General features: G+C 51.6%; 27 protein-coding genes. 11 read left to right on the top strand and 16 right to left on the bottom strand.

What is annotated here, in order from left to right; genetic code table 11:
• Positions 1 to 138 precede the first annotated feature (138 nt).
• Both CIK96_RS10165 and CIK96_RS10160 read right to left on the bottom strand, forming a co-directional pair.
• Complete coding sequence (locus CIK96_RS10165) at positions 139 to 504, bottom strand: MmcQ/YjbR family DNA-binding protein (RefSeq protein ID WP_094391226.1); 366 nt, start codon at positions 502 to 504, stop codon at positions 139 to 141.
• Positions 505 to 597: 93 nt separating this feature from the next.
• Positions 598 to 768 (bottom strand): 4Fe-4S binding protein, encoded by a 171-nt coding sequence (locus tag CIK96_RS10160; protein ID WP_094391225.1) that lies wholly within the window; start codon positions 766 to 768, stop codon positions 598 to 600.
• A gap of 209 nt (positions 769 to 977) precedes the next feature.
• On the opposite strand from CIK96_RS10160, the gene CIK96_RS10155 reads away from it, so the two are divergent.
• Entirely contained in the window at positions 978 to 1727 is a 750-nt protein-coding gene (locus tag CIK96_RS10155) for a porin family protein (protein WP_094440538.1), read from the top strand.
• A 38-nt stretch (positions 1728 to 1765) separates the two neighbouring features.
• Here the strand turns inward: CIK96_RS10155 and CIK96_RS10150 are convergent, their stop codons facing one another.
• Positions 1766 to 2593: a bifunctional UDP-sugar hydrolase/5'-nucleotidase gene (locus CIK96_RS10150; protein WP_254047127.1), complete on the bottom strand. Its 828-nt coding sequence runs from the start codon at positions 2591 to 2593 to the stop codon at positions 1766 to 1768.
• 72 nt (positions 2594 to 2665) lie between these two features.
• On the bottom strand, positions 2666 to 3427 hold the full coding sequence (locus tag CIK96_RS10145; protein ID WP_094440511.1) for a 5'-nucleotidase C-terminal domain-containing protein: 762 nt from the start codon (positions 3425 to 3427) through the stop codon (positions 2666 to 2668).
• A gap of 189 nt (positions 3428 to 3616) precedes the next feature.
• On the opposite strand from CIK96_RS10145, the gene rplS reads away from it, so the two are divergent.
• Entirely contained in the window at positions 3617 to 3976 is a 360-nt protein-coding gene (rplS, locus tag CIK96_RS10140) for a 50S ribosomal protein L19 (RefSeq protein WP_094391223.1), read from the top strand.
• Positions 3977 to 4044: 68 nt separating this feature from the next.
• Here rplS and CIK96_RS10135 read toward each other — a convergent pair whose 3' ends face one another.
• Entirely contained in the window at positions 4045 to 4272 is a 228-nt protein-coding gene (locus tag CIK96_RS10135; protein ID WP_371327193.1) for a hypothetical protein, read from the bottom strand.
• Positions 4273 to 4431: 159 nt separating this feature from the next.
• Here CIK96_RS10135 and CIK96_RS10130 point away from each other — a divergent pair, with 159 nt between their 5' ends.
• From CIK96_RS10130 to CIK96_RS10115, 4 genes are all read left to right on the top strand, one after another.
• Entirely contained in the window at positions 4432 to 5550 is a 1119-nt protein-coding gene (locus CIK96_RS10130) for a CHASE2 domain-containing protein (RefSeq protein WP_094391221.1), read from the top strand.
• Between the two features lie 6 nt (positions 5551 to 5556).
• Positions 5557 to 7251 carry a hypothetical protein gene (locus CIK96_RS10125; protein ID WP_094440510.1) on the top strand — a complete coding sequence of 565 codons (1695 nt, stop codon included), beginning with the start codon at positions 5557 to 5559 and terminating at the stop codon, positions 7249 to 7251.
• Between the two features lie 63 nt (positions 7252 to 7314).
• Entirely contained in the window at positions 7315 to 8538 is a 1224-nt protein-coding gene (locus CIK96_RS10120; protein ID WP_256387357.1) for a phosphoribosylaminoimidazolecarboxamide formyltransferase, read from the top strand.
• Positions 8539 to 8553: 15 nt separating this feature from the next.
• Positions 8554 to 8754 carry a hypothetical protein gene (locus CIK96_RS10115; protein WP_371592633.1) on the top strand — a complete coding sequence of 67 codons (201 nt, stop codon included), beginning with the start codon at positions 8554 to 8556 and terminating at the stop codon, positions 8752 to 8754.
• A gap of 468 nt (positions 8755 to 9222) precedes the next feature.
• Here CIK96_RS10115 and CIK96_RS10110 read toward each other — a convergent pair whose 3' ends face one another.
• Positions 9223 to 9444, bottom strand: coding sequence for a DUF4248 domain-containing protein (locus CIK96_RS10110; protein WP_094434466.1), 222 nt, complete (start codon positions 9442 to 9444; stop codon positions 9223 to 9225).
• 203 nt (positions 9445 to 9647) lie between these two features.
• Here CIK96_RS10110 and CIK96_RS10105 point away from each other — a divergent pair, with 203 nt between their 5' ends.
• Both CIK96_RS10105 and CIK96_RS10100 read left to right on the top strand, forming a co-directional pair.
• Positions 9648 to 10214 carry a hypothetical protein gene (locus tag CIK96_RS10105; protein ID WP_144007517.1) on the top strand — a complete coding sequence of 189 codons (567 nt, stop codon included), beginning with the start codon at positions 9648 to 9650 and terminating at the stop codon, positions 10212 to 10214.
• Between the two features lie 64 nt (positions 10215 to 10278).
• Positions 10279 to 10482 carry a hypothetical protein gene (locus tag CIK96_RS10100; protein WP_094434462.1) on the top strand — a complete coding sequence of 68 codons (204 nt, stop codon included), beginning with the start codon at positions 10279 to 10281 and terminating at the stop codon, positions 10480 to 10482.
• 119 nt (positions 10483 to 10601) lie between these two features.
• Here CIK96_RS10100 and greA read toward each other — a convergent pair whose 3' ends face one another.
• The 9 genes from greA to CIK96_RS10055 all read right to left on the bottom strand — a co-directional run bounded on the left by greA (position 10602) and on the right by CIK96_RS10055 (position 19068).
• Positions 10602 to 11069: a transcription elongation factor GreA gene (gene greA, locus CIK96_RS10095; RefSeq protein WP_094440508.1), complete on the bottom strand. Its 468-nt coding sequence runs from the start codon at positions 11067 to 11069 to the stop codon at positions 10602 to 10604.
• 45 nt (positions 11070 to 11114) lie between these two features.
• On the bottom strand, positions 11115 to 12455 hold the full coding sequence (locus CIK96_RS10090; protein WP_254046310.1) for a TolC family protein: 1341 nt from the start codon (positions 12453 to 12455) through the stop codon (positions 11115 to 11117).
• Between the two features lie 4 nt (positions 12456 to 12459).
• Entirely contained in the window at positions 12460 to 13575 is a 1116-nt protein-coding gene (locus CIK96_RS10085; protein WP_094391214.1) for an efflux RND transporter periplasmic adaptor subunit, read from the bottom strand.
• Between the two features lie 41 nt (positions 13576 to 13616).
• Complete coding sequence (locus tag CIK96_RS10080) at positions 13617 to 14861, bottom strand: ABC transporter permease (protein ID WP_094391213.1); 1245 nt, start codon at positions 14859 to 14861, stop codon at positions 13617 to 13619.
• 36 nt (positions 14862 to 14897) lie between these two features.
• Positions 14898 to 16160, bottom strand: a complete 1263-nt coding sequence (locus tag CIK96_RS10075) for an ABC transporter permease (protein ID WP_094440507.1) — start codon at positions 16158 to 16160, stop codon at positions 14898 to 14900.
• Positions 16161 to 16166: 6 nt separating this feature from the next.
• Positions 16167 to 16877, bottom strand: coding sequence for an ABC transporter ATP-binding protein (locus CIK96_RS10070; RefSeq protein WP_094434454.1), 711 nt, complete (start codon positions 16875 to 16877; stop codon positions 16167 to 16169).
• 136 nt (positions 16878 to 17013) lie between these two features.
• Positions 17014 to 17382 (bottom strand): GntR family transcriptional regulator, encoded by a 369-nt coding sequence (locus CIK96_RS10065; RefSeq protein ID WP_094440535.1) that lies wholly within the window; start codon positions 17380 to 17382, stop codon positions 17014 to 17016.
• A 17-nt stretch (positions 17383 to 17399) separates the two neighbouring features.
• Positions 17400 to 18230 carry a hypothetical protein gene (locus CIK96_RS10060; RefSeq protein WP_144007516.1) on the bottom strand — a complete coding sequence of 277 codons (831 nt, stop codon included), beginning with the start codon at positions 18228 to 18230 and terminating at the stop codon, positions 17400 to 17402.
• Between the two features lie 16 nt (positions 18231 to 18246).
• Positions 18247 to 19068 carry an ABC transporter ATP-binding protein gene (locus CIK96_RS10055; RefSeq protein ID WP_094440505.1) on the bottom strand — a complete coding sequence of 274 codons (822 nt, stop codon included), beginning with the start codon at positions 19066 to 19068 and terminating at the stop codon, positions 18247 to 18249.
• A gap of 376 nt (positions 19069 to 19444) precedes the next feature.
• On the opposite strand from CIK96_RS10055, the gene CIK96_RS10050 reads away from it, so the two are divergent.
• Positions 19445 to 20425, top strand: coding sequence for a bile acid:sodium symporter family protein (locus CIK96_RS10050; RefSeq protein WP_094440504.1), 981 nt, complete (start codon positions 19445 to 19447; stop codon positions 20423 to 20425).
• A 182-nt stretch (positions 20426 to 20607) separates the two neighbouring features.
• On the top strand, positions 20608 to 20982 hold the full coding sequence (locus CIK96_RS10045; protein WP_094440503.1) for a desulfoferrodoxin: 375 nt from the start codon (positions 20608 to 20610) through the stop codon (positions 20980 to 20982).
• 68 nt (positions 20983 to 21050) lie between these two features.
• Here CIK96_RS10045 and CIK96_RS10040 read toward each other — a convergent pair whose 3' ends face one another.
• On the bottom strand, positions 21051 to 21938 hold the full coding sequence (locus tag CIK96_RS10040; protein ID WP_094440502.1) for an NAD kinase: 888 nt from the start codon (positions 21936 to 21938) through the stop codon (positions 21051 to 21053).
• 125 nt (positions 21939 to 22063) lie between these two features.
• Here CIK96_RS10040 and CIK96_RS10035 point away from each other — a divergent pair, with 125 nt between their 5' ends.
• Complete coding sequence (locus CIK96_RS10035) at positions 22064 to 22777, top strand: pyridoxine 5'-phosphate synthase (protein ID WP_094440501.1); 714 nt, start codon at positions 22064 to 22066, stop codon at positions 22775 to 22777.
• Positions 22778 to 22787 lie beyond the last annotated feature (10 nt).

Below are 22787 nucleotides of genomic sequence, written 5' to 3'. Positions count from 1 at the left end.
GAGGGATTGTTGGACTTTTATAAACGCAAATCGGTCATTGGACATATAATACTGTCATGCATGTAATAAACGGCCGGTTTCGGATAGAGTCGTAGGCGAATAATCTGTTTTATTTGGTATAAAAGAGACGAAAGCACCTCAACAAACGTCTGTAATTTCGGGGTGTTCAAGCCTTTCAGCCTTTTTGAGTTTTCTCACCACTTCACGATAACTATGTCGTATGAGCGACCGTATCAACTCATCGTCAAGGTGGCCATAGAGATTGACTTGGTTCCAGTATTTTTTGTTCCAATGCCATGCCCCTTCAATCTCAACGTATTCTTCTCGTAGTTCAAGTGCACGGTCTGGATTACATTTCATAGTTACCCACTCAGGACGTTCCATATCCATGCACGCAAATATTCTGTCCATGATACGAAACGCAAGCGTCTGGTCATCAAAAGGGAAGTCTTCTGTGACAAGCGGAAGTGACAGACAATAGTCTCTCACCGTTTCAATATTCATAGTCTTTGAAAGGTTAGTTTACTGAATGTGATGAAATAAAAAAACCCTTCAAAATAAATGAAGGGTCTTATTTCTTTATTGACTTGTATTGTCTTATGCAGGCAGGCTGATAGCCTCTGAAGGACAAACACCAGCGCAAGTTCCACACTCGGTGCAAGCATCTGGGTCAATTGAATACTTGTCGCCCTCAGAGATAGCTCCTACGGGACACTCATCGATACATGTACCGCATGCGATACAGTCATCACCAATTACGTATGCCATAATCTTAATATTTGTTTAGTTAAATGTAAATACTAAATGTTGATGATGCAAAGGTATATATTATTTTCGAAACTACCTAATTTTGATGATTGTTTTTTAGTTTTTTTTGTATTGTAGAAAGCCCAAAACAAATGATCACGACATGGCGATAGGGAAAGAAAAAACATGGAGAATACAATAAATCACTAATAATGAGCGTTATTGTGAATATGAAGACAAGAATCACGATACTACTGACGATATTTCTGACCACAACGCTTACAGGCTTAGCCCAGCAGCGTAGAGTGCAGAACAAACCCTATATCGATCAGCGCCCATTGCATTTCGGCATACTGGTAGGCACCCACCTGCAAGACATCGAGATGGATAACGTGGGGCTTCAAGCCATCATGAGCGAGGACGGAACACCCCACGAGCGTCTCATCGTGACTGATGCTGAACGATGGAATACCGGTTTCACCATCGGTGTACTTGCCGATTGGCGCTTACACGAGCATTTGTCGCTCCGTTTATCTCCTGCCCTCCACTTCGGTTCCAACCACATCACATTCCATGATCTGAAGGATACCGATGCAGAAGGGCATCCCCACCCATATACGCAAGACTTGAAAAACACGTATCTGGCAGTGCCTGTAAGCCTCAAGTTCAGTGCCCAGCGTTGGAACAACTATCGCCCCTACCTTACCGCTGGCATCAGTCCGATGGTAAATCTGACGAGTCCTTCGAGCGACTATATCCGTTTGAAGCGCTTCACCACCATGATCGAAGTGGGCTTGGGCTGTGATTTCTACTTACCCTACTTCAAGTGGATTCCCGAACTCAAGTTCTGTTATGGTTTGGGCAATAGTCTTGACCGAGGGCATAAAGACCGTCTGCGCGATGCCAACAAGCAGGCTTTCGCCGGCAGTGTCAGCAGCGCGCAGACAAAGATGGTGGTGCTCACCTTCTATTTTGAATAGAATCCGTCGTCACCGGGTCAATATCTCTGCCAGCCCGATTACTTCAGATTCATCACAATGCGTCCCACGTAGATGGCATGTTTACCATTCTGATCTACAGGCACGTCATGTCCGTCATGGTCCTTGACATATTCCAAATGTTTCATATAGGTATGGGTGTGTCCCCCCAGTACGAGGTCTATATAGCGTGACCCTTGTATCACGTTGGCATCATATTCCTTTCCGTCAGCCCATCCCATGTGTGACACGCAAATCACCACATCACACTTTTCTTTCTTCTTCAGCACCTCAGCTGTTTTGCGTGCTGTTGCTATAGGGTCGAGATATTTCACCCCTTCACAGTTTTTGTCAGCCACAAGCCCCTTCATCTTCGGTGACAGTCCGAACACCCCAATTTTCAGTCCGTTGCGATGAAGAACGACATAGGGTTTCACAACATCTTCACAAACCGTACCGGTGAAATCGTAATTGGCACACACGATAGGGAAGTTCGCCATACGAAACAGTCGTGCCATATTTTCCAGTCCGAAATCAAACTCATGGTTGCCTATCGTAACGGCATCCAGTCCCATGAGATTCATCAGACCGATTTCCACATCCCCCTTAAACATGGTATAGTATGCCGACCCCTGACTGAAGTCTCCACTATCGAAATAGAGGAGGTCTGGATTGCGCTTACGCTCTTCTTTGATCATAGCCACACGTCTCACAAAGCCGCCACGTCCCGCCTTCATCGTATCGGGCAAGTGCTCGCTGACGGGCAGAATGGTGGAATGGGTATCATTGGTATGCAGAATGACAAGTTTCTTAGGTTTCTTTGCCATTGTCTCTGTGGGCACAGCAAAGCACAGGCAGACAGGAAGCATCACAGCCACCAGCATCATCACCTTATTATATAGCATATCTTTCTTATCCATGATATTCATCTTTTTTACGGGTTAGTCTTTTACCGTCACACGGCCTTCAATCTTAGCATCCACTTCACGTCCGAGTCGTGTCTGTTCGCGGAAATAGTTCATAATCACAAACCGCGAATTGTTTTCCGCATTCTGTGGCGAATTGATATTGCGACACTTCTTAAATGCCGTCATATTATCCGTACCGCCGAGGAGGTAGTCGATAGTGGTGATGCGATAGTCCTTAGCCGGATCTATGGGTTCGCCATTGATGGTGGCATCGAGGAGTTCGCCCTTTCTGCTGATAACCAACCGCACAGAATGGCTCAATCCCTCACCGCCCACTCGGGCAATCTCTCTGAAGAGTTGCAACACATCAGCGCCCGACAACGTGGCAAACGCAATCTTGTTTTCAAAGGGTGCCACATCGAGGACATCACCGTAAGTCACTTCCCCTTTAGGCAACGCAGCTCTCACACCACCCATATTATATACGCCAAATACAGGTTGCTCACCATAGCTCTCGCCTGCCCACACCAGGATGTCAGCCAGCAGATTAGAGAGGTCACCCTCTGGACGCTGCGCCGTCATATAGTGGGAAGAACGTCCCACGACAGGTCCCATCACGCTATCCACCATCTGTTTGTAGGGAGCCAGAAACCCCACAGCTTTTTTGTCAGGATGCACATCATAGCGAGCATCCACTAAGATACGCTGTCTTTCTACCGATGCCACCTGATAGCCAGTATGGCATGCAGACACCATGATTGTGGCAGCTGCAAAAGTAATTAAAATTTTCTTCATAACGAATCTGTCTTTCCTGCAAAAGTACGAAAAAGCGGATAATTAGCAAAAAAGAAGAACTAAAAATTGCAAGTGTCGTGAAAAAGCCGTAACTTTGCAGTCGCTTTCCACGTAATCGCTGGCAGGAAGTAACGAGTTGCCTGTTATGTTGCGTAGGAACGATACAACAAATTTAATTTAAAAAACAAAATGGATTTAATTAAAATTGCTGAAGAAGCATTTGCAACCGGCAAGAAGTTTCCAGAGTTCAAGGCTGGTGACACGATCACTGTCGCTTACAAAATTATCGAGGGTTCAAAGGAGCGCATCCAGCTCTACCGTGGTGTTGTAATCAAGATCAACGGTCATGGTGACAAAAAGCGTTTCACTGTTCGCAAGATGTCTGGCACTGTAGGTGTAGAGCGTATCTTCCCTATCGAGTCGCCCAATATCGACAGCATTGAAGTGAACAAGGTTGGTAAGGTTCGCCGCGCTAAGCTTTACTATCTGCGCAAGCTCACTGGTAAGGCAGCACGCATCAAGGAGAAGCGTACCGCTATCGCAAAATAAGACTTTGCGACAAAAGAAAGATAAGGAGAGAGACATCCTGCCATCAGGCAACGGTGTCTCTCTCTTTTTTAGTCCTCATAGTTGGAAGTCCCATCATCATCCCCATGAAGTGCATCTTGAAACGACTGCCAGTCCTGGAATCCTGCCAGGAGCGCCAGTCGGTCAAGCGTCTTACGGTTGGGCTTCTTCACCAACTCCTTCTCCACTGCCTCCAGCAGTTTTCGAAGCGCATGTCTCTTTTTCTCCATAACGGCTGCAAAATTACAAGAAATGTTTCTGACGACCAAACGAAACATCCCCCAAAATGTGTCATTCGGTAAAGAATATCGTTCATTCCGTAAAAATCAGCCGTTAACATCTTGACATCAACAAAAAAATGGTCAACAAGGGTTGTGCATCTGAAATATAATGTTTAATTTTGCAAATACTACAACTCAAAACTGACACCACGCTTTATGATACGCAACCTCATCGTCACCATTCTGTCCTTTGCCGTTGCAGGTCTGTTCGCCCTCTTTGCGTTCAACCTTACGGTATTCAATCCCATAGCCCAGGTGGTAACCGACTTCGAGATGACCGACGTCTATTACCACATCCTCCAGGATGGTGACATCCTCGAAGACAGTCCCGACATTGTCATTGTCGATATGTCCGACCTTTACAGCCGCCGTGAGATAGCAGCCACACTCGATGCCATCGGCAAGCAGAAACCCCGCGTGGTAGGCGTCGATGTGGTGTTTGAAGGACTGAAGGAAGACACTTTGGGCGATGCCATGATCTTTGAGACAGCTGCCAAATACGACAACATCGTCTATTCCTACAAACTGCTCGACTATCAGAACGACAGCATCGGTTATGCCGAATCGGTCCACTCCTTCTTTGCCGAAGCCGTTCCCGTCATGGAGGGCTTCACCAATATGCAGCGCAACCTCTACGGAGGACTGAAGCGCCAACTCAGTCTTGGGCGCCGCTATCAGGGCAAGCTCCAGCCCTCGTTCATCACCAAGGTGGTCAACACCTATCAGGGAAAAGAAATCTACAAGCCCCTCGACAAAGACCTGAACATCAATTTCTCGCCCCGCCACTATCGCGTGATCAATCCCGAAGATGTGAGCAAGAGCGGCGATTTGATCCGCGGCAAGGTGGTGCTCTTCGGCGCCATGAAAGACGAGTACGACATGCACTACACTCCCCTCGGCAAGATTGCCGGAGTGGAACTGTTAGGTTATGCCATCGACACCCTCATCAACCAAACAGAAGTGAAGAGTGCCAGCGGATGGCAGCAGTGGATCATAGCCTTCCTCCTGGTCTTCTTCACCGAGACGATATTCTCCTTCTATAAGAATCGTGTCAGCCGCATCGGCAATCGCTTCTGGCGCTTCCTGCTCTCTGCCACCTTCTTCCGCAGCTATCTCATGTTCCTCTGGATGGCAGTATGGGTATGGCTCGGCTTCATCCTTTTCTGCAAATACAATTTCAGTCTCAACTTCGGATGGGCATTCTCCGCCATAGCCTTCCTGGTATTGGCCGAGGGCATCATCAAAGAAAGTATTGAGGCATACAACTCAAAATAATGCGATATGATGACTCAAAGAATCACCACCCTACTGGTTGCACTTGCCCTGATCACCCTTGCCGCCACGGCGCAAAATGCTCAGAAGAGCACCTCCAACGGCAAGAAATCCACCATCCAGCTCACCCAGCAGTATATCAACTTTCTGAAGAAGAAGGCACAGGGCAAGCAGCAGATAGCCCAGAAGCGGTCGAGCGACCCTGCCACCGTGACGCGCGAGCAGAAAGTCAAGGAGGCTGAAAGTACGCAGGAGAACGATGCCGATGAGTCGTTCGATGATTTCATGGGCGACCTCAACGCCAACTTCGACGATTTCAACCAGTCGATGCAACAGGACTTTGAAAACTTCCGCAACCAGATCAACGAGGCTTATGCCAATTTCCTGCGCGAAGCCTGGAAGCAGTTTGATGCCGATGCCCCCATCCCGCAACCCAAGGAGAAAGACGTGCCGCCCGTCATCAAGCCACAGGAGGACAAGCCGCAGCCGCGACCCCAGGAAGACCGCGTGCTGCCCATCAAGCCCGTGGTGGTCACCATCCCTAAGGCTGAACCGCAGCCCGAACCCATCGAACCCATCGAAGAGCAACCCAAGGGCGACGCACCACAGTATGTCGATTTCACCGTCTTTGGCACCCAGTGCCGCATCCGCTTCGGCGACGAGGAGCGCTTCCGCCTGCCTGCTGTCAACAAGGATGCCATTGCCGACCTGTGGGTCAGGCTCGCCACGCCAGCCTACAACAACACGCTCCACGACTGTCTCCAACTCCGTCGCGACCATCAGTTCAGCGACTGGGCATACCTCCACCTGCTCGACAGCGCCTCACAGGCCTGTCTGGGCAAGAGCAACGAAGCCACCCTGCTCATGGCGTATCTCTACTGTCAGAGTGGCTACAAGATGCGCATGGGCATTGCCGACAACCGCCTCTTCATGCTCTTCGGCAGCAAACACGTGCTCTTCAACCGGTCCTATTATACCATCGGAGACTGCTACTACTATCCCTACGGCGGCAACGCTGAGAAACTCTACATCTGCGAAGTTCCCTTCCCACAGGAGCAACCCCTCTCCATGCTCCTGTCCCAAGAACAGCGCTTCGACTACGAAGCCTCGGCGCCACGAAGCCTGAAGTCGGCAGCCTTCCCCAAGGTACTCGTCGAAGCCACCGTCAACAAGAAAGCGCTCTCCTTCTACGCCAGCTATCCCCCGTCGATGATCAACGAGAATCAGCAGACCCTCTGGGCGATGTATGCCAACATGCCGATGCCCAAAGCCATCAGCCAGACCTTCATGGCGGCGATGAAAGAAAAGATAGCAGGACTCAGCCAACTCGAAGCCATGGAGCGCCTGTTAAACTTCGTCCAGACTGCCTTCGTCTATGAGTACGACGACAAGGTGTGGGGCTGCGACCGCGCCTTCTTCCCCGAAGAAACCCTCTACTACCCCTACTGCGACTGCGAAGACCGTTCCATCCTGCTCTCGCGCATGGTGCGCGACCTGCTCGGCTTGCACTGCGTCCTCATCCACTACCCCGGCCATTTAGCCATGGCAGTACAGTTCACCGATGATGTCAAGGGCGATTGCATCATGCTCCAGGGCGAGAAATTCACCGTTTGCGACCCCACCTATATCGGCGCCCATGTAGGCGAAACCATGCCGGGCATGAATAATGCCGAGGCCAAAGCCATCTTGCTCGAAAACAAGTAAGCAGACCTCCCACGCTAAAAGACGCCGTAAGATGCAACTTTCTGCCACATTTTTAGTAACTTTGTGGCCGGAAACAAGGAATATACACACTACACAACAATGAAAGAACTACAACTCAAGTACGGATGTAATCCGAACCAAAAGCCTTCGCGCATCTTCATGACCGAGGGCGAACTCCCCATTGAGGTTATCAACGGCCGCCCTGGCTACATCAATTTTCTGGATGCCTTCAACGCCTGGCAACTTGTCAGAGAACTCAAGGCAGCCACCGGTCTGCCGGCAGCCGCTTCCTTCAAGCACGTATCTCCTGCTGGCGCTGCAGTAGGTCTCCCTCTGAGCGACACGCTCAAAAAGATCTATTTCGTTGACGACATTGCCGGACTCGACGAGTCGCCCGTGGCTTGCGCCTATGCCCGTGCCCGCGGTGCCGACCGCATGTCGTCCTATGGCGACTTCGTGGCGCTGTCCGACACCTGCGACGCTGTCACCGCCACCCTGCTGAAGCGCGAAGTCAGCGACGGTGTCATCGCCCCCGACTTCACCCCCGAAGCCATCGAGATTCTCAAGGCCAAGCGCAAGGGCACCTATAATGTCATCAAGATAGACCCCAGCTACGTGCCCGAACCCATCGAACGCAAACAGGTGTTTGGCATCACCTTCGAGCAGGGCCGCAACGAGATCAAGCTCGACGACCCCGCACTCTTTGAAAACATCCCCACGCAAAACAAGACCTTCACTGCCGAAGCCAAGCGCGACCTCATCATCGCCCTCATCACGCTGAAATACACCCAGAGCAACTCCGTATGCTACGTGAAAGACGGACAGGCCATCGGCATCGGAGCCGGTCAGCAGAGCCGCATCCACTGCACCCGTCTGGCTGGCAACAAGGCTGACATCTGGTGGCTACGCCAGCATCCCAAAGTCATGGCGCTCCCCTTCAAGGAGGGCATCCGCCGTGCCGACCGCGACAACACCATCGACGTCTATCTCTCAGAAGACGAGCACGACGACGTATTGCGCGACGGCGCCTGGCAGCAGTTCTTCACCCGTCAGCCCGAAGTGCTGACTCTTGAAGAGAAGAAAGCCTGGATTGCCCAGAACACCCGCGTGGCGTTAGGTTCCGACGCCTTCTTCCCCTTCGGCGACAATATCGAGCGCGCCCACAAGAGCGGCGTAGAGTATATCGCCCAGGCTGGCGGTTCCGTTCGCGACGACCATGTCATCATGACCTGCGACAAATACTCCATTGCCATGGCGTTCACTGGCGTTCGCCTGTTCCACCACTAAACAGCCCATTGCCCTATGAACATGAACGACGACGATTTCTCTCAGATCCTTGAGCGAGGCATCAGCTTCAAAAAGGGCGGCGGTCCGAAAGCCGACGACGGCAAAGTAAAGACCAAGGCTAAGAAGAAGAAGTATATCACCGGCGCCCATGGCAGCGGTTCAGCGCGCCAGAAGGCAAAATACCGTGAGCAGCGCGCCAACCGCAAAAAGAAATAATCGCCCACCGTCGGGCACTGTCACATACCATCAAGCGCAGCAAACTACGAAATTCCTTCGGAGTTGCTGCGCTTGAGTGTTTATTATTGAAAATATTATACAAAAAAAACAATACAAAATTGTTCCCTTGTGGCACACCTCAGATGTCTTCCTAAAATCGGGGCGGAGGAAAGGATTACACCGTATGTAACTTGACCGAATACCGCTGTATCCGTGAGGCTGGACCTCGGCTGCAAAGGTACGAACCTTTGCGTTAACAAAAAAAAAAAAACGTTAAATCGCATTAACACTTCTGTTAAAGTTTCTATTTCACTGCAACAAGGGTTTCAAATCGTAACCGTTTTCGGGCAACTGCCCGAATCGGCAGTAAACAGGCGCGCGCGCGAGGTATGCCGTTCGGCGGTGGCGATAACGCCAATCGTCGAAGGAGATATTGCCAATCGCCCTCGTCGATTGACGTTCGGCGTTTTAAGGCTCTCCGAGATACTCCGTAATGGCGGCTACCATGGCAGGCGAAAGGATGCGCTGACGGCCGTCGTAACCGAGCGAGCGGAGGCGGGCGAGGAGCGGACGGCAGCGATCCATCCATGCTTTCAGCGTGCGCCAGGCATGGCGAGGGGTGACGTCGGGGCAGTAGAGCTGTGCCAGACGGGTGCGGCTCATAGAGGTGTAAGGACGTAGTGTAGGCATAATGATCAGATGATTTTATTTTTACGCAAAGTTACTGCCTTTGCCGCAATGGGGCAAAAGAAGCGAGGCGCAGCGTCCGACTTTAAGTTCTTTTAACACGGCATAAGTGGCAATAAGTGACATTAACTGACATTTCGCAAAAACATACCCGTACCTTTGCAGGCGATAATTTTCTTCTTTGTTTAACTAAATTCGTTTCTATTATGAGTACACTAACTACTATTCGCTACTGCCTGCAGAAGAGTATGAACACCAAGAGCAACTCTTACAGCAAGTATTACGCAAAACCCGTTTCGCAGGGCACTGTGAACCTTGACGAGCTGGCAGCCCACATCTCAGACCACGGATCAGTCTATACCCGCGACGTGGTGGTCGGAGTGATGACCAAAATGGTTGACTGCATCAACGAACTGCTGGCGCAGGGCTACAAGGTGAAGCTGGGCGAACTCGGAACGTTCTACAACTCCATCCGCAACGACGGCAAGAAGGCGGTCAGCGACCCATCCAAGTTTGATGTGGCACAGATTGCCGGTGTGAACCTCCGCTTCCTCCCCTTCAGCGGCAAGAAGCTCGGCGGTAAGTTTAACAACTCCTCAACGACTCGCGCAGACCGCTACGCCTACGAGTGCATGGGTATCAAGGAGGCCAACAAGGAGGGACTCTTGCCCATCCCTGGAAAAGTGACCGACAGCAACCCAGGTTCAAACGGTGGCGGCGGTAGCTCGTCAACAGGCGGTACCCCAAGTGGCGGTAGCGGAGTGGAGGGCTGAACCTAACCGCAGTGCCTCGCTCCCCTGAGGCGAGAGGGGCACTGCTTAACCGCAGATTCTTATCATGAAGAGTATCCGTTATAAGCAGACGGCATCGCTGGTCTGCATCATCACAGCCATCGTGTTTGCCTTCATGGGATTTTTCACTCCGCCTACGGGCGAGATCAGCGAGTCGGTATTGTGGTTTGTGGCACAGTGTCTGATATTCTCCGGCAGCCTTATCGGAGTGGATTGCGTGATAGACCAACGGCTAGGCAAGCACAGTTAGTTTTGAGATTTCTTAGTGAATTGCTATATTTCTTGACAATTATTGACCTTACACACACTCGAAAAGCAGGGACGTGCGATGCGCCCCTGCTTTTGTTTTTTTTTTACGACACGCGCACCCTACCCTAACTCGACACTGTCAATGCGGAGGCGCACTGTGCCGGCAGGCACGCGCACCGTGACCTCATCGCCAGCCCGATGGTTGAGGAGCGCCTGTGCGATGGGCGACTTGATAGAGATTTTGCCCTCTGCCATATTGGCCTCGTGGGGGCTCACTACGGTATAGGTCATGGAGCGGTTGTTGCCGATATTGGTGATGGCAACACGGCTCAACAGTCCTACGCTGTCGGTCTTGAGCAGGGCAGGGTCGATGACGCGTGCATTCTCCAGCACGCGCTGCAGGAAACGAATGCGCCCCAACAGGCGCCCTTGCTCGCGCTTGGCGGCATGGTACTCGAAGTTCTCGCTGAGGTCTCCCTTGTCGCGCGCTTCTGCAATGGCGTCGCGCACACGGGAGAGTTCTGTGGTTTCAAGGTTGTGGAGTTCGTTGGCTATCTTGTCGAAGCCTTCTTGTGACATGTATTCCATAATAGATAATAAAAAGGGGTTGATGACGGAGGGGCTGATGCACCCTCAAAACTGCAGGGGCTTGCCACGGTAGAAATCGAGGAGGGCTGTCTGGTAGAGGTACTCGTAGCGCGCCTGCACCAGGTCGCTCTCTGCCTTGAGGAGCTGGCTCTTGGCCTCGTTGAACTCGGTGACGGTGGCTTTGCCGTTCTCGTATTTCGCCCGGGTAAGGGTGAAAGCCTCGCTGCCCGACTGGCACGCCAGCAGGCTACTCTCGTATTTGGCCTGTGCTGCCACGGCATTGTAATACACCTGTTGGATCTCCTTATAGAGGCGCTTCTTCACGAGGTCGAGTTGGAGGGCTTGGTTGTCGCGGTCGAGACGTGCCATCCTCACGCTGTTGCGCGTGGTGAAGCGGTTGAAGATGGGGATGCTGAGACTGATTCCGATATACTGAGCGAAATTGTTTTTCAACTGTTTGCCAAACCCGTCGGCAGCCAATCCGCTCGTCTTGTAGTAATTGGTCTGCAGTCCGCCGTTGAGCGACAGCGTGGGGTAATAGCCTGCCTGCGCAATGCGGATGCTGCGGTCGGAGGCATGGAGCCGCAGCTGTTCTGCCTGAACCTCCGGCTTGAGGGCAACAGCCTCGGCAAACACTACTTCGGGACTGGCGGGAATGGCAGCAATCGCCGTTGTCGCCGGGCGCACAATCTGGAAACCGTCAGGCGAAGGGAGTTCGAGCAGTTGGGAGAGGTCGAGCAGCGCCAGTCGGACGTTGCCAGCTGCCTGGGTAGCCGTGGAAAGCGCCTGTCCGAGGGTGGCCTGCTGTTGGGAGAGCTGTGCGATGCTCGCCTTGCCGTGATCGACAAACGACTGGAGGCGCGCCACCTGCATGGAGTCGATAGTCACCTGGCGTTGAGCCACATCGGCAATCTCCATGTTGTAGAGGATCTGCACGTATGCCTGAGCCACCTGCATGCGGATATCGTTTCGGGCTTTCTCCAAATCCTGTGTGGCAGCTTCGAGGTTGAGTTGTCGGAGTTTGACGGTGTTGGGGATTTCAAACCCCGTAAACAGCGGCACGGAGGCGGAGAGCGCCAGCGAGGTGCTGCTGGTATTGCGGTCGGCATAGGTATTCTCCATGGTCAGTCCGCGACCGAAGGAGAACGATTCGCTTGCCGACGCATAGAGGTCGGGCAAGCGGCGGTGCTTCGCCGTATGGAGCTGTACCGCCTGTTGGCTGCACTGGTTGCGCTGCTGACGGATGCTGATATTGTGTGCCACGGCATAGTCGGCACATTCGCGGAGCGTCCACTGGCGCTGTGACGGAGTCTGCGCCGGCATGGCGGCAGCAGTCAGCAGGGCTGCTGCCATGAGAGCTGTGCGAGAAATGATCTGGTGTTTCATACGCTTATTCCTCCTTGTTATCATCGGCAATGATCTGCGGACCGCGCACCCTGTCTTTGAGGGAGAGTCCCTTCTTAATCTCGATATTCACGCCGTCGCTCAGTCCGGTGACCACAGCCTGGCGGGTATAGGTCTTCTTATCGGCAGTACCGCGGACGAGATAGACGAAGGTAGAGTCGCCACTGAACTCGATGGCACTCTCCGGTACGGCGATGACCTTTGACGCCTTTGCCAGGACAATCTCGGCATTGGCACTATAGCCCGACCGCACCTTGCCGCCCTCGACAGCATGGACGGCAGCCTTCACCTCAAACTGGTTGGCACCGTTGTTTTCTATGGCTTTCGGAGAGATATATTCCAGACTGGCGTCAAACTTCAGATCTTGCATGGCACCGATGGTGATCTTCATGGGCATGCCCGCCACGAGGCGTCCCACCTCGGTCTCGTCGATATTGCCACGGAAGATGAGGTCGTTCATGTTTGCCACCGATGCAATGGTGGTACCGTCGTTGAAGGTGTTGCTGAGGATGACGGAGTTGCCCACCTTGACGGGGATGTCGAGGATGACACCGCTGATGGTAGATCGGATGAGGGTGGATGAAGCGTTGGCATTAGACTTCGACACACCGTCGCGCACCACCTCAAGGGCATCCTGTGCAGCCTTCGCCTCTTCGGCGGCCTGCTTCATCTGCTGTCGCACCTTGTCGTATTCGTCAGCCGAGACAAGTTTCTGGTCGTAGAGATTCTTCTCGCGATTGTAATCGACCTCAGCCTGTCGCATATTGAGGGTAGCCAGGCGCACCCGGCTCTCCGCCGAACTGAGCTGTCCCATGTCGGGGATGACCTTCACCTTGGCAATGACTTCGCCAGCCTGCACATAGTCGCCAGCCTCCTTGCATATCTCGGTGATGATGCCGCTGATCTGCGGTTTGATGTTCACCTCGTTGCGCGGTTCTATCTTGCCCGTGATGACGGTCGTTTTGAGGATATCCTCCACCTTCGGAGTATATTCACTATACTGCACCTCCTTGGGCAGCGATTTCTGATAGAGGAACACGAAGGTTCCGATGAATACCAAGGCAACAATAGCTGCGATGATGAGTTTTGAGTATTTCTTCATATCATTTATATGTTTTTGTTTTCTTGTATGGTTAGCTGTGCTTATTCGTCGCGCATGGCATCAACGGGTTTGATGCTCATGGCACGCCATGCGGGAGCGAGTCCTGCCAGTCCGCCCAGCAGACTGAGCAGCAGGGTGGCGATGATAGCCGTCCAGAAGCCCACTTGGAAATGGGCGGCAAGGATACCGTCTTCGGTGCTTGCCAGTTCGATGAGTTGAAGCACACCCACGCCGAAGAGGATGCCACTCATGCCCGCCACGGCAGTCAGGACGATGCTCTCCGACATGATCTGCGAGAGAATCATCTTCGGTGTGGCGCCGATGGCACGGCGGATGCCAATCTCTGTGGTGCGCTCCCTGACCGTCACCATCATGATGTTGGACACACCGATAGCACCTGCCAGCAGCGTGCCTATGCCCACGAGCCATATCAGGAAGTTGACACCGTTGAAGAGATTGTCGAGCATGGCGAAAAGCACCTCGGTATTGAAGGTGGTGATGGCTTTCTCGTCGGTCGGGTCGATCATGTGGGCACGTGCTATGACAGTGCGGATGCGGTCGGTCAGCGTGCTCATCACCACTCCAGGTTTGCCAGTCACCGCCAGACTGTGGATCTGGTCACCGGTGTTGTAGGTCTTACGGAAGAGGGTGTAGGGGATGGTGACGAGTTGGTCGGGGCGTCCGCTGATATTGATGCCGTTGACCTTGTAGTCAACACCCACCACGGTATAGTAGGCGGCATCGACACGGATGCGCCTGCCACAGGGGTCGCCACCACCGGGGAAGAGTTTCTTATACACCTCCTTGCCGATGACACACACCTTGCGTGCCTGTCTGACGTCCATCTCGTTGATGTAGCGTCCGTAGTACATCACGGGCGGTGCCACCCTGGCATAGTCGTGGTCCACACCGGCGACGGTGGCATCGAAGGAGTACTCCCCCACCACGGCTTTCTTGTTGCCGCCAAACATATAGGGCGTGATGATGTCGAGTTCGGGCACCTGCTGGCGCAAGCGCGTCATGTCATTCTCCACCATCGACACATAGCGGCCCTTGCGGAATCCCTTGTAGGGCTTGGTGGTGTTCTGCGTCCATATCATGGCGGTATTGGTGGCAAAGCCTGCGAAGTTAGACTGCAACATCTCCTTCAGTCCCTGTCCGCCGCCTATAAGGACGATGAGCATGAACACACCCCAGAACACACCGAAGCCTGTGAGGAAGCTGCGGCTCTTGTTGCGGGTGATGGTGTCGAGTATCTCGCGATAGGAATCTATATCAAATTTCATAGGAATGAATATGTTTTATCTGAATGATACATCAGGTCAGTCTGCCCGCAAGGCTTCTATCGGTCGCACGCGGGCTGCCTTGACGGCAGGGATGAGTCCGGCAACGGTTCCTGCCAGTACGATGAGCATGGTGGCTTGGAAGCAGACGTCGAGACCTACGGTGGGATCTACAAACATGGTGGCTTGAAAGAGTCCGGTGTCTATCACCTCGTGGCCGATGGTAGCATCCATATACTCGTTGGCGGCTACGCCAAGCACCATACCTATATAGCCGAAGAAGGAGGTGATGATGACGCTCTCGGTGATGATGAGTTTGAGGATGGACCAGGGTTTGGCGCCAATGGCTTTGCGGATGCCAAACTCACGTGTGCGCTCCTTGACGGTGATGAGCATGATATTGGACACACCCACTATGCCGCTCAACAGCGTGAAGATGCCTATCACCCACAGGGCGACGCGTATCATACGGATGCCTTTTGCCATCTGGATATTATCCATATAGCGATTCCAGATGTAGATGGCAGACTCGTCGGCAGGGTCGGCATCGTGCTGGGTGTTAATGGTGGCGCGGTAGCGCTTCTCAAAAGCGTCGTTCTGATCTTCGGTGACCAGGTTCTTGATTTCAAACTGGATGACGCCTACCCAGCCGGCATTGCCCATATAGATGGCATTGAGGGTGTGGTAGGGTATGCAGGCGCTCTGGTTTCTGCTCTGCTTGTCGTCCTTGGTGATGCCCACCACTTGAAACGAGATGTTGCCGACGTTGACCTGCCTGCCTATCAAGGCACGAGGGTCTTTGGTCAACTCTTTGGCTTGTGCTTCGCAGAGCACGATGACCTTGCGGCGCTCCTTCATATCAATATCGTTGATGAAGCGGCCTGCCAGCAGTTCCACCTTATTGATACGTTGGTCGCTGGGATACACACCCGACAGGTCTTGGGCAGAGAGGTAGTTGTCGCCATAGGTGATATTGACCCCAAACTTCGACAACAGGGCACCCACCTCCTGGGTATTGTCGGAGAAAGCACGATTGGTAATGTCGAGGTCTTGGGTGCGCAACTGTATGTTACGACCTTCTTTCAGTCCGCGATAGGCTTTAGAGGTATAGCCTCCATACACCTGCATCGAGGTGGAGAGTCGTCTGTCAGACTGTTGCAACTGTGCATTGATGAGTCCGTTGCCTGCGCCCAACAGGAAGATGAGCATGAAGATGCCCCATGCCACGGCAAAACCGGTGAGCGAGGTGCGCAGTTTGTTGCGCTTCGACGTGCTCCATATTTCTTTGATGAGTTCTCGCATAATGTATTATTTCACATAGTCTTTCGACACGAGGTGGTGGTCGAAATTGTTTTCTATACTTCCTATCAGTCCGTCTTTGATATGGATGACCTTATCGGTCTCGTTGGCAACACCACTCTCATGGGTCACCACGACGATGGTCATGCCATCCTTCTGATGGAGCTCCTTGAGCAGATCCATCACCTCGACACTCGTTTTAGAGTCGAGCGCACCCGTCGGTTCGTCGGCAAGGATGATCTGCGGTTTGGTAATGAGGGCACGGGCAATAGCCACACGTTGCTTCTGTCCGCCCGACATCTCGTTGGGATAATGGTCTGCCCAGGGTGCCAAACCGAGGCGGTCGAGATATTCCATCGCCATCTGGTGGCGCTTACGTCTGCCCACGCCCTGATAGAAGAGTGGCAGTTCGACATTCTCCACGGCAGTCTTGAACGAGATGAGGTTGAACGACTGGAAGATGAAGCCTATCATCTTGTTGCGGTATTCTGCGGCACGGGTCTCGCTGAGGTCGCGTATCAATACGTTGTTGAGCAGATATTCGCCCGAATCATAGTTGTCGAGGATGCCGAGGATATTGAGCAGGGTCGATTTGCCTGATCCTGATGCACCCATGATGGACACAAACTCGCCACGGGCTATATCGAGGTTGATGCCCTTGAGCACGTGGAGCGGTTGTGCGCCCTGATAGGTTTTGTTGAGGTCACTGAGGTGAATCATCTTGTTGTTTGTTTTTGTTTCATTGTTTCTAACCGATAGTGGGTTTGCGCTTAAAATTATCTGTTTGACGCATCATAGCGCAAAAAAGTTGCACCATGGCTGATATTTTTTCTATGACAGCCGTTTCTGTGCTGCATCAAGGCTGTGCGTCGAGTGCTTGGCGCAATGCCTCATCCACTTCATCGATACTGATGCCGAGCAACTTCATCTGTCGTGCCAATTCGGGGAGGTGCTGCTTCATAAACTCGGTCTTTCTCACCGTTTGTATCTGGTCTCTTGCACCTTTTGCCACAAAATAGCCCAGTCCGCGCTTGTTATAGATGACACCCTCGGCAGCCAACAGGTCGTAGGCCTTCACCGTGGTATTGGCATTGACCTCCAATAGCACAGCATATTCTCTGACACTGGGAATGCGTCCGTCTTCCTCATACATTTGTGCCAGAATCTCATCACAGAGGCGGTCGGCTATCTGTACATAGATGGCTTTGTCATTACTGAAATTCATAGCAGTTTTCTTTTTGTTTATAAATTGATCCACTTGTTGCAGATGACCTGCATACGGGTGAACACCTTATAGGATAGCCAATACTGAAAACCTGCGAGCAGCAGTTCGGCTATACTAAAGAGCCAGCTGTTGTCACCATGCATCAGGCAGGTCGTTATAGTGTCTGGTACACTCTCGATTACATAGATCACCAGATAGGTCATCACGATGAAGAGGATGCCTGACACCACAATGGTGTGCTTGCGGAAGAGTGTTCCACAAAGGATGAAGAAGCTATGGACGAGCACTCCACAGGTCACGATCGACAGAGATAGCAATAGGGCACCGGTAGAATCGTTGTTTTCTATAAAAGTAGTCCATATTTTCCATAGCAATGCCACGGCATAGAGGCATAAGCTCTGATGGTGACCGGGCAGGAGTACGAAACTGAATATCAGTTGCACCAGGTCAGATACTACGATGGCGGTGATCATTGCGACGGCAGCACCAAGCGTAGAGAAAAGGAATCTGCTGATATACTTTTCAAGATTGCTGGCTGGCAGCATCAGAAACTGTTCGCGCTGTCCAGTGGTCTTCATCACCATGAATATCTGTGTGGCCATCATATACATGGCTATGCTGGAAATCATTAAAACATATTGTGACATCCCCAAATAGCTGAGGTCGATGGTATCGGGAAAAAGCTGATACTGCTTGCTCAACTGATACTGCTGCATGATAAAGAAGGGCAACAGGGCGAAGGTCATGCCAAGCATCATGTTCAGATAGCTCTTCAAGTTGGTAAACATATCCCAACGCATCACCATCAGCAATCGGCTGAATTGAAAATTATTGTTCTTTGTATTCATTGTTAATTTGGTTTGTTTATCTCAGTTTTCCAGTGATTACTGCATTAAACAGCAATTCGAGATTCATCGGTGTTTCATGGTCGACGGGCTGTCGGCGGACTATCACGGCATTACCCTGCAAACTGGGTTCTGCATAGAGCACGCTATCGTCCATCTCTGCCGGAGTGCGGTATTCAAACTTGTAGTCATCGCTGATATCGCTTACCGAAGCATTGAGCAAGAGATTGCTCTGACTGAGGATCAGCACGTGGTCGAGCAACGACTCTATGTCGTGCACCTGATGGGTGGAGATGATCATGATGCGGTCGTCGGTCATATTGTTGGCTATAACCTTGCGAAACTGACTTTTCGAGGGGATGTCGAGACCGTTGGTAGGCTCGTCCATCAGGAGCAAGCGAGTACCTGTGGCAAGTGCAAAACTCATGAAGGCTTTCTTCTTCTGACCCATCGAGAGTTGGTGGAGCTTGGTTTGGCGAGACAATTCAAAGTCTGCCAGACAGCGTTCAAGTACCTCTTCGCTGAAATGCGGATAGAATCCCTTGTTCATCTTCACGTAGGTGTCGAGGGTCACTTGAGGTAGCGTAAACTCTTCGGGTACCATGAAAATATCTTCCAACATAGCGGACCGGCGGTCGCTGGCTAATACTCCGTCAATGAACACACCACCCTTCTTGGGGCGTAACAAGCCACAAAGCAGATAGAGCAACGTACTCTTGCCTGTGCCGTTCTTGCCAAGAAGCCCATAGATTTTGTTGTCTGTCAGTTGCAGACTGAAGTCGGAAAAGACCTCACGTTTCGTTCCAACATAATTGAAACTTAAGTTTTCTACTTGTATCATATACTTGCGTGTTTGGTGTATTACTGTAATAGTACACCGCAAAGGTATGTATTATTCGAATACCATCCAACATTTTCAGCCATTTTTTTTGCACTGCACACAACATTTAACATTTACACCTTAATATATAAGGAGCATCGGGCGATGAGGTGGAAAAGATGTGCCGCTGTGGTGGGATTTATTCATTTCAGTATTACGCAAGGACTGTTTCCACGAACAGCCCGTGCGACACGTCGTACACAGCTGTCGATGCGTACCGCAATCCATGGACTTACGATCTTCGAGAAACGCTTGTTGGACAAGAAAACTGCTTTTTGTTTGCTTGTTTGCAAGAAATGGAGTACTTTTGCAAACCGTTTCAACAACAAAGAAAGACATGAACACAATAAAACACATGCAGGCTGTCAGCCGCCTGTTGGCTGCCCACGCTTCAGTATTTGTCATAGGCGTGGCACTCGTCACCTTCTTTTTCCCGCATCTCTTCGACTGGGTGCGTGGCACAACCCAAACCGTCATTCTCGGCATCATCATGCTCACCATGGGTCTGACGCTCACCACCGATGATTTCCGCATCCTGGCACAACGGCCGCTTGACGTATTGATTGGTACCTGTGCGCAATTTTTCATCATGCCTGCCGTAGCATGGCTGCTGGTACATGTATGGCACCTCGATGCCCCGTTAGCCTTGGGCATTCTCTTGGTAGGATGCTGTCCGGGTGGTGTGTCAAGCAACATCATGAGTTATCTCTGCCATGGCGATGTGGCTTTCTCGGTAGGCATGACATGTGCCTCAACACTCCTTGCACCGGTAATGACACCACTGCTGATGCAGATTACAGCAGGCGAAATCATCCACATCGATGCCGTCGGCATGTTCATCAATATTCTGATTGTGACCATCATACCTGTGGCAATAGGTTGTGCACTCAACAAGATCTACAGCCGAAAGGCATGTTTTCCCACCATACAGAGTCTCATGCCGGGCATTAGTGTCACTTGTCTCGCCATCATCGTGGGCGGTGTCATCTCTACAGTCCATGACGATCTGTTGGAAGGCGGCGTGATGCTCTTCTTCTGGACCTTTGCCGTGGTGTTCTGCCACAATTCATTGGGCTATCTGTTAGGATGGTTTGCCGGACGCGCAGCCGGTTTCAATACTGCCAAGAAGCGCACCATCAGTATCGAGGTGGGTATGCAGAATGCCGGTCTTGCCACGGTATTGGCAAGCAATTTCTTTGCAGCACAACCACTCGCCGTATTGCCATGCGCCATCAGTTGTGCGTGGCACAGCATCTCTGGCACCATCCTTGCCGGGCTTTACCTGAAGTATGACAAGCGCAAGGAGCAAACCAACTGAAGCAGTAACACATAGCCTATCATACCTACATCACATCGTCCCACCTTTTCAATCTATGGATTGGAATGGTGGGATGATGGTTAAAAAAACACAAGAAAACCTATCAAACGACACAAGGTAACGGATTAATCCGTAACTTTGTGGTGATAACCATATTATTATAAACTAAATTATTCAGAGCTATGGCAACAAAGAAAAGAGAAATTTACCGATGCACCATCTGCGGAAATATCGTAGAGGTGTTGCACGAAGGTGCAGAAATGTCATGCTGCGGAAAAGTCATGCAGCGCATGAACGAGAAAGGTATCGATGGTGCTGTAGAGAAACATGTGCCCATAGTAGAGCGCATTGAAGGCGGCTACCGCGTCAGCGTGGGGAGTGTGGAACACCCCATGACACCTGAACACCACATCGAATGGATTGAACTGCTGACCGACCGTGACGTGATGCGCCACGAGTTGAAGCCCGGAGAGGCTCCTGTGGCTGAATTCATAACCGATGCGAAAATGGTTACGGCACGTGAATACTGCAACCTGCACGGACTCTGGAGAGGCTGACAACTGACGCTGACAAGGCGGACAACTGACTTTTGCGAGGCTGACAAATCATTTCCGCCATCCACGCATCATCCGCGTTGATCGGCTCCCCACATCATTTTGTCGCGCAGGGTATGGAAGTATTTCTGACCTGCGCGCTTCACTACCTTCACCCGGTATGGGGCTTTGCGAAGCGTCAGTCGGGTGGAATCGGGCAATTTCTCCGAACGACCGTCGAGCGCCACTAGGAAATTGTGAGAACGGCTCTCTACGGTGAGGGTGATTTCTGAATCTTCGGAAAGTACCAAAGGACGCACATTGAGCGAATGGGGAGCTACCGCCGTGATGGAAAACACATGGGTGCCGGGCACGATGATCGGACCGCCCACTGAAAGGGAATACGCCGTACTGCCGGTTGGCGTACTGATGACCAGTCCGTCAGCCTGATAGGTTGTCACGTAGTCGCCATTGATCGTGGTGTGCACAGTAATCATCGCTGCCACATCGCGCTTGAGGATGGCCACATCATTCAGCGCAAAAGGACATCCTGCCAACGGCTGTCCGTCGGTCTCTACCTGTAGCACCGTACGGGTATCGATAGCATAGTCGCCCTCATAGATGGCTTGCACCATGGGCTCTATCTCCGGTGGATTGACATCTGCAAGGAATCCAAGTCTTCCAGTGTTGACACCGATGATGGGAATTTGCTTTTCTCCCACCATAGAAGCGGTTTTCAGAAAAGTACCATCACCACCCATCGACACCGTAAAGTCTGCTTCAAAATCATTGCCGTCAAACACCTCTACCCCGTCAAGTGACAGGTGCTGACCATGAACGAGGAATCGGTGGAACTCGCGCTCCATACATACTTCAGCCTCATGCATAGCTAAACAATTCAGTATCTTTTGTACAGATGCCGACTTTTTAGCTTGGTAGGTGTTGCCGACAATGGCAAATCGCAGTTTTCTTGAAGTCATATAAAAAATCTAATTTATTAGGCGTTAATTCACAAAGTTTTAGTACCTTTGCGCTGAATATACGCCACAAAATTAGTATTTTTTGGCGAAACATCACTATCTGTTAAGACAAATTTTTGAAGAAGATGACAAAACTAAGCGTAAACATCAATAAAGTGGCTACTCTGCGCAATGCACGAGGAGGCAACAACCCTGATGTCATCGAGGCTGCACGCAACATCGAATCGTTTGGCGGACAAGGCATTACCGTACACCCACGCCCCGACGAGCGTCACATACGCTATCAGGACGTGCGCGACCTGCACCCCATCATCACCACAGAGTTTAACATCGAGGGAAATCCCATCGACTCGTTTGTCAAATTGGTTCTGGAGGTCGTACCCACACAGGTGACACTTGTGCCCGACGGTCACGACCAAATCACCTCCAACCACGGTTGGGATACACTGGAAAACCGCAATTTCCTGACCGACATCTGCCACACCTTCTCACAGGCTGGCATACGCACCAGCATCTTTGTGGATGCTGATCCGAAGATGGTGGAAGGGGCAAAGGCATGCGGAGCAGACCGCGTAGAACTCTACACCGAGCCTTACGCTTCAGGATACAACAGCAACAGAGAGGCTGCCATTGCTCCTTTTGTGGCTGCTGCAGAGGAGGCACGACGCATAGGCATAGGCCTCAACGCCGGCCATGACCTTTCGCTCGAAAACCTCCACTATTTCCATTCTCGCATTCCTTGGACCGACGAGGTGAGCATCGGACATGCACTCATCTGCGATGCACTCTACATGGGACTGAAACCCACCATCGAGAAATATCTCATCGCACTGAAATAAGCATACGGCC

This window comes from Prevotella sp. P4-98, assembly GCF_002251405.1.
GTDB lineage: Bacteria > Bacteroidota > Bacteroidia > Bacteroidales > Bacteroidaceae > Prevotella.
This window is presented reverse-complemented; position numbering and strand designations above follow the sequence as displayed.

Coding starts and splice junctions, on each gene's coding strand:
- CIK96_RS10165 (WP_094391226.1), bottom strand. CDS start 504: ATGAATATTGAAACGGTGAGAGACTATTGTCTGTCACTTCCGCTTGTC.
- CIK96_RS10160 (WP_094391225.1), bottom strand. CDS start 768: ATGGCATACGTAATTGGTGATGACTGTATCGCATGCGGTACATGTATC.
- CIK96_RS10155 (WP_094440538.1), top strand. CDS start 978: ATGAAGACAAGAATCACGATACTACTGACGATATTTCTGACCACAACG.
- CIK96_RS10150 (WP_254047127.1), bottom strand. CDS start 2,593: ATGCTTCCTGTCTGCCTGTGCTTTGCTGTGCCCACAGAGACAATGGCA.
- CIK96_RS10145 (WP_094440511.1), bottom strand. CDS start 3,427: ATGAAGAAAATTTTAATTACTTTTGCAGCTGCCACAATCATGGTGTCT.
- rplS (WP_094391223.1), top strand. CDS start 3,617: ATGGATTTAATTAAAATTGCTGAAGAAGCATTTGCAACCGGCAAGAAG.
- CIK96_RS10135 (WP_371327193.1), bottom strand. CDS start 4,272: ATGTTTCGTTTGGTCGTCAGAAACATTTCTTGTAATTTTGCAGCCGTT.
- CIK96_RS10130 (WP_094391221.1), top strand. CDS start 4,432: ATGATACGCAACCTCATCGTCACCATTCTGTCCTTTGCCGTTGCAGGT.
- CIK96_RS10125 (WP_094440510.1), top strand. CDS start 5,557: ATGATGACTCAAAGAATCACCACCCTACTGGTTGCACTTGCCCTGATC.
- CIK96_RS10115 (WP_371592633.1), top strand. CDS start 8,554: ATGAACATGAACGACGACGATTTCTCTCAGATCCTTGAGCGAGGCATC.
- CIK96_RS10110 (WP_094434466.1), bottom strand. CDS start 9,444: ATGCCTACACTACGTCCTTACACCTCTATGAGCCGCACCCGTCTGGCA.
- CIK96_RS10105 (WP_144007517.1), top strand. CDS start 9,648: ATGAGTACACTAACTACTATTCGCTACTGCCTGCAGAAGAGTATGAAC.
- CIK96_RS10100 (WP_094434462.1), top strand. CDS start 10,279: ATGAAGAGTATCCGTTATAAGCAGACGGCATCGCTGGTCTGCATCATC.
- greA (WP_094440508.1), bottom strand. CDS start 11,069: ATGGAATACATGTCACAAGAAGGCTTCGACAAGATAGCCAACGAACTC.
- CIK96_RS10090 (WP_254046310.1), bottom strand. CDS start 12,455: ATGAAACACCAGATCATTTCTCGCACAGCTCTCATGGCAGCAGCCCTG.
- CIK96_RS10085 (WP_094391214.1), bottom strand. CDS start 13,575: ATGAAGAAATACTCAAAACTCATCATCGCAGCTATTGTTGCCTTGGTA.
- CIK96_RS10080 (WP_094391213.1), bottom strand. CDS start 14,861: ATGAAATTTGATATAGATTCCTATCGCGAGATACTCGACACCATCACC.
- CIK96_RS10075 (WP_094440507.1), bottom strand. CDS start 16,160: ATGCGAGAACTCATCAAAGAAATATGGAGCACGTCGAAGCGCAACAAA.
- CIK96_RS10070 (WP_094434454.1), bottom strand. CDS start 16,877: ATGATTCACCTCAGTGACCTCAACAAAACCTATCAGGGCGCACAACCG.
- CIK96_RS10065 (WP_094440535.1), bottom strand. CDS start 17,382: ATGAATTTCAGTAATGACAAAGCCATCTATGTACAGATAGCCGACCGC.
- CIK96_RS10060 (WP_144007516.1), bottom strand. CDS start 18,230: ATGAATACAAAGAACAATAATTTTCAATTCAGCCGATTGCTGATGGTG.
- CIK96_RS10055 (WP_094440505.1), bottom strand. CDS start 19,068: ATGATACAAGTAGAAAACTTAAGTTTCAATTATGTTGGAACGAAACGT.
- CIK96_RS10050 (WP_094440504.1), top strand. CDS start 19,445: ATGAACACAATAAAACACATGCAGGCTGTCAGCCGCCTGTTGGCTGCC.
- CIK96_RS10045 (WP_094440503.1), top strand. CDS start 20,608: ATGGCAACAAAGAAAAGAGAAATTTACCGATGCACCATCTGCGGAAAT.
- CIK96_RS10040 (WP_094440502.1), bottom strand. CDS start 21,938: ATGACTTCAAGAAAACTGCGATTTGCCATTGTCGGCAACACCTACCAA.
- CIK96_RS10035 (WP_094440501.1), top strand. CDS start 22,064: ATGACAAAACTAAGCGTAAACATCAATAAAGTGGCTACTCTGCGCAAT.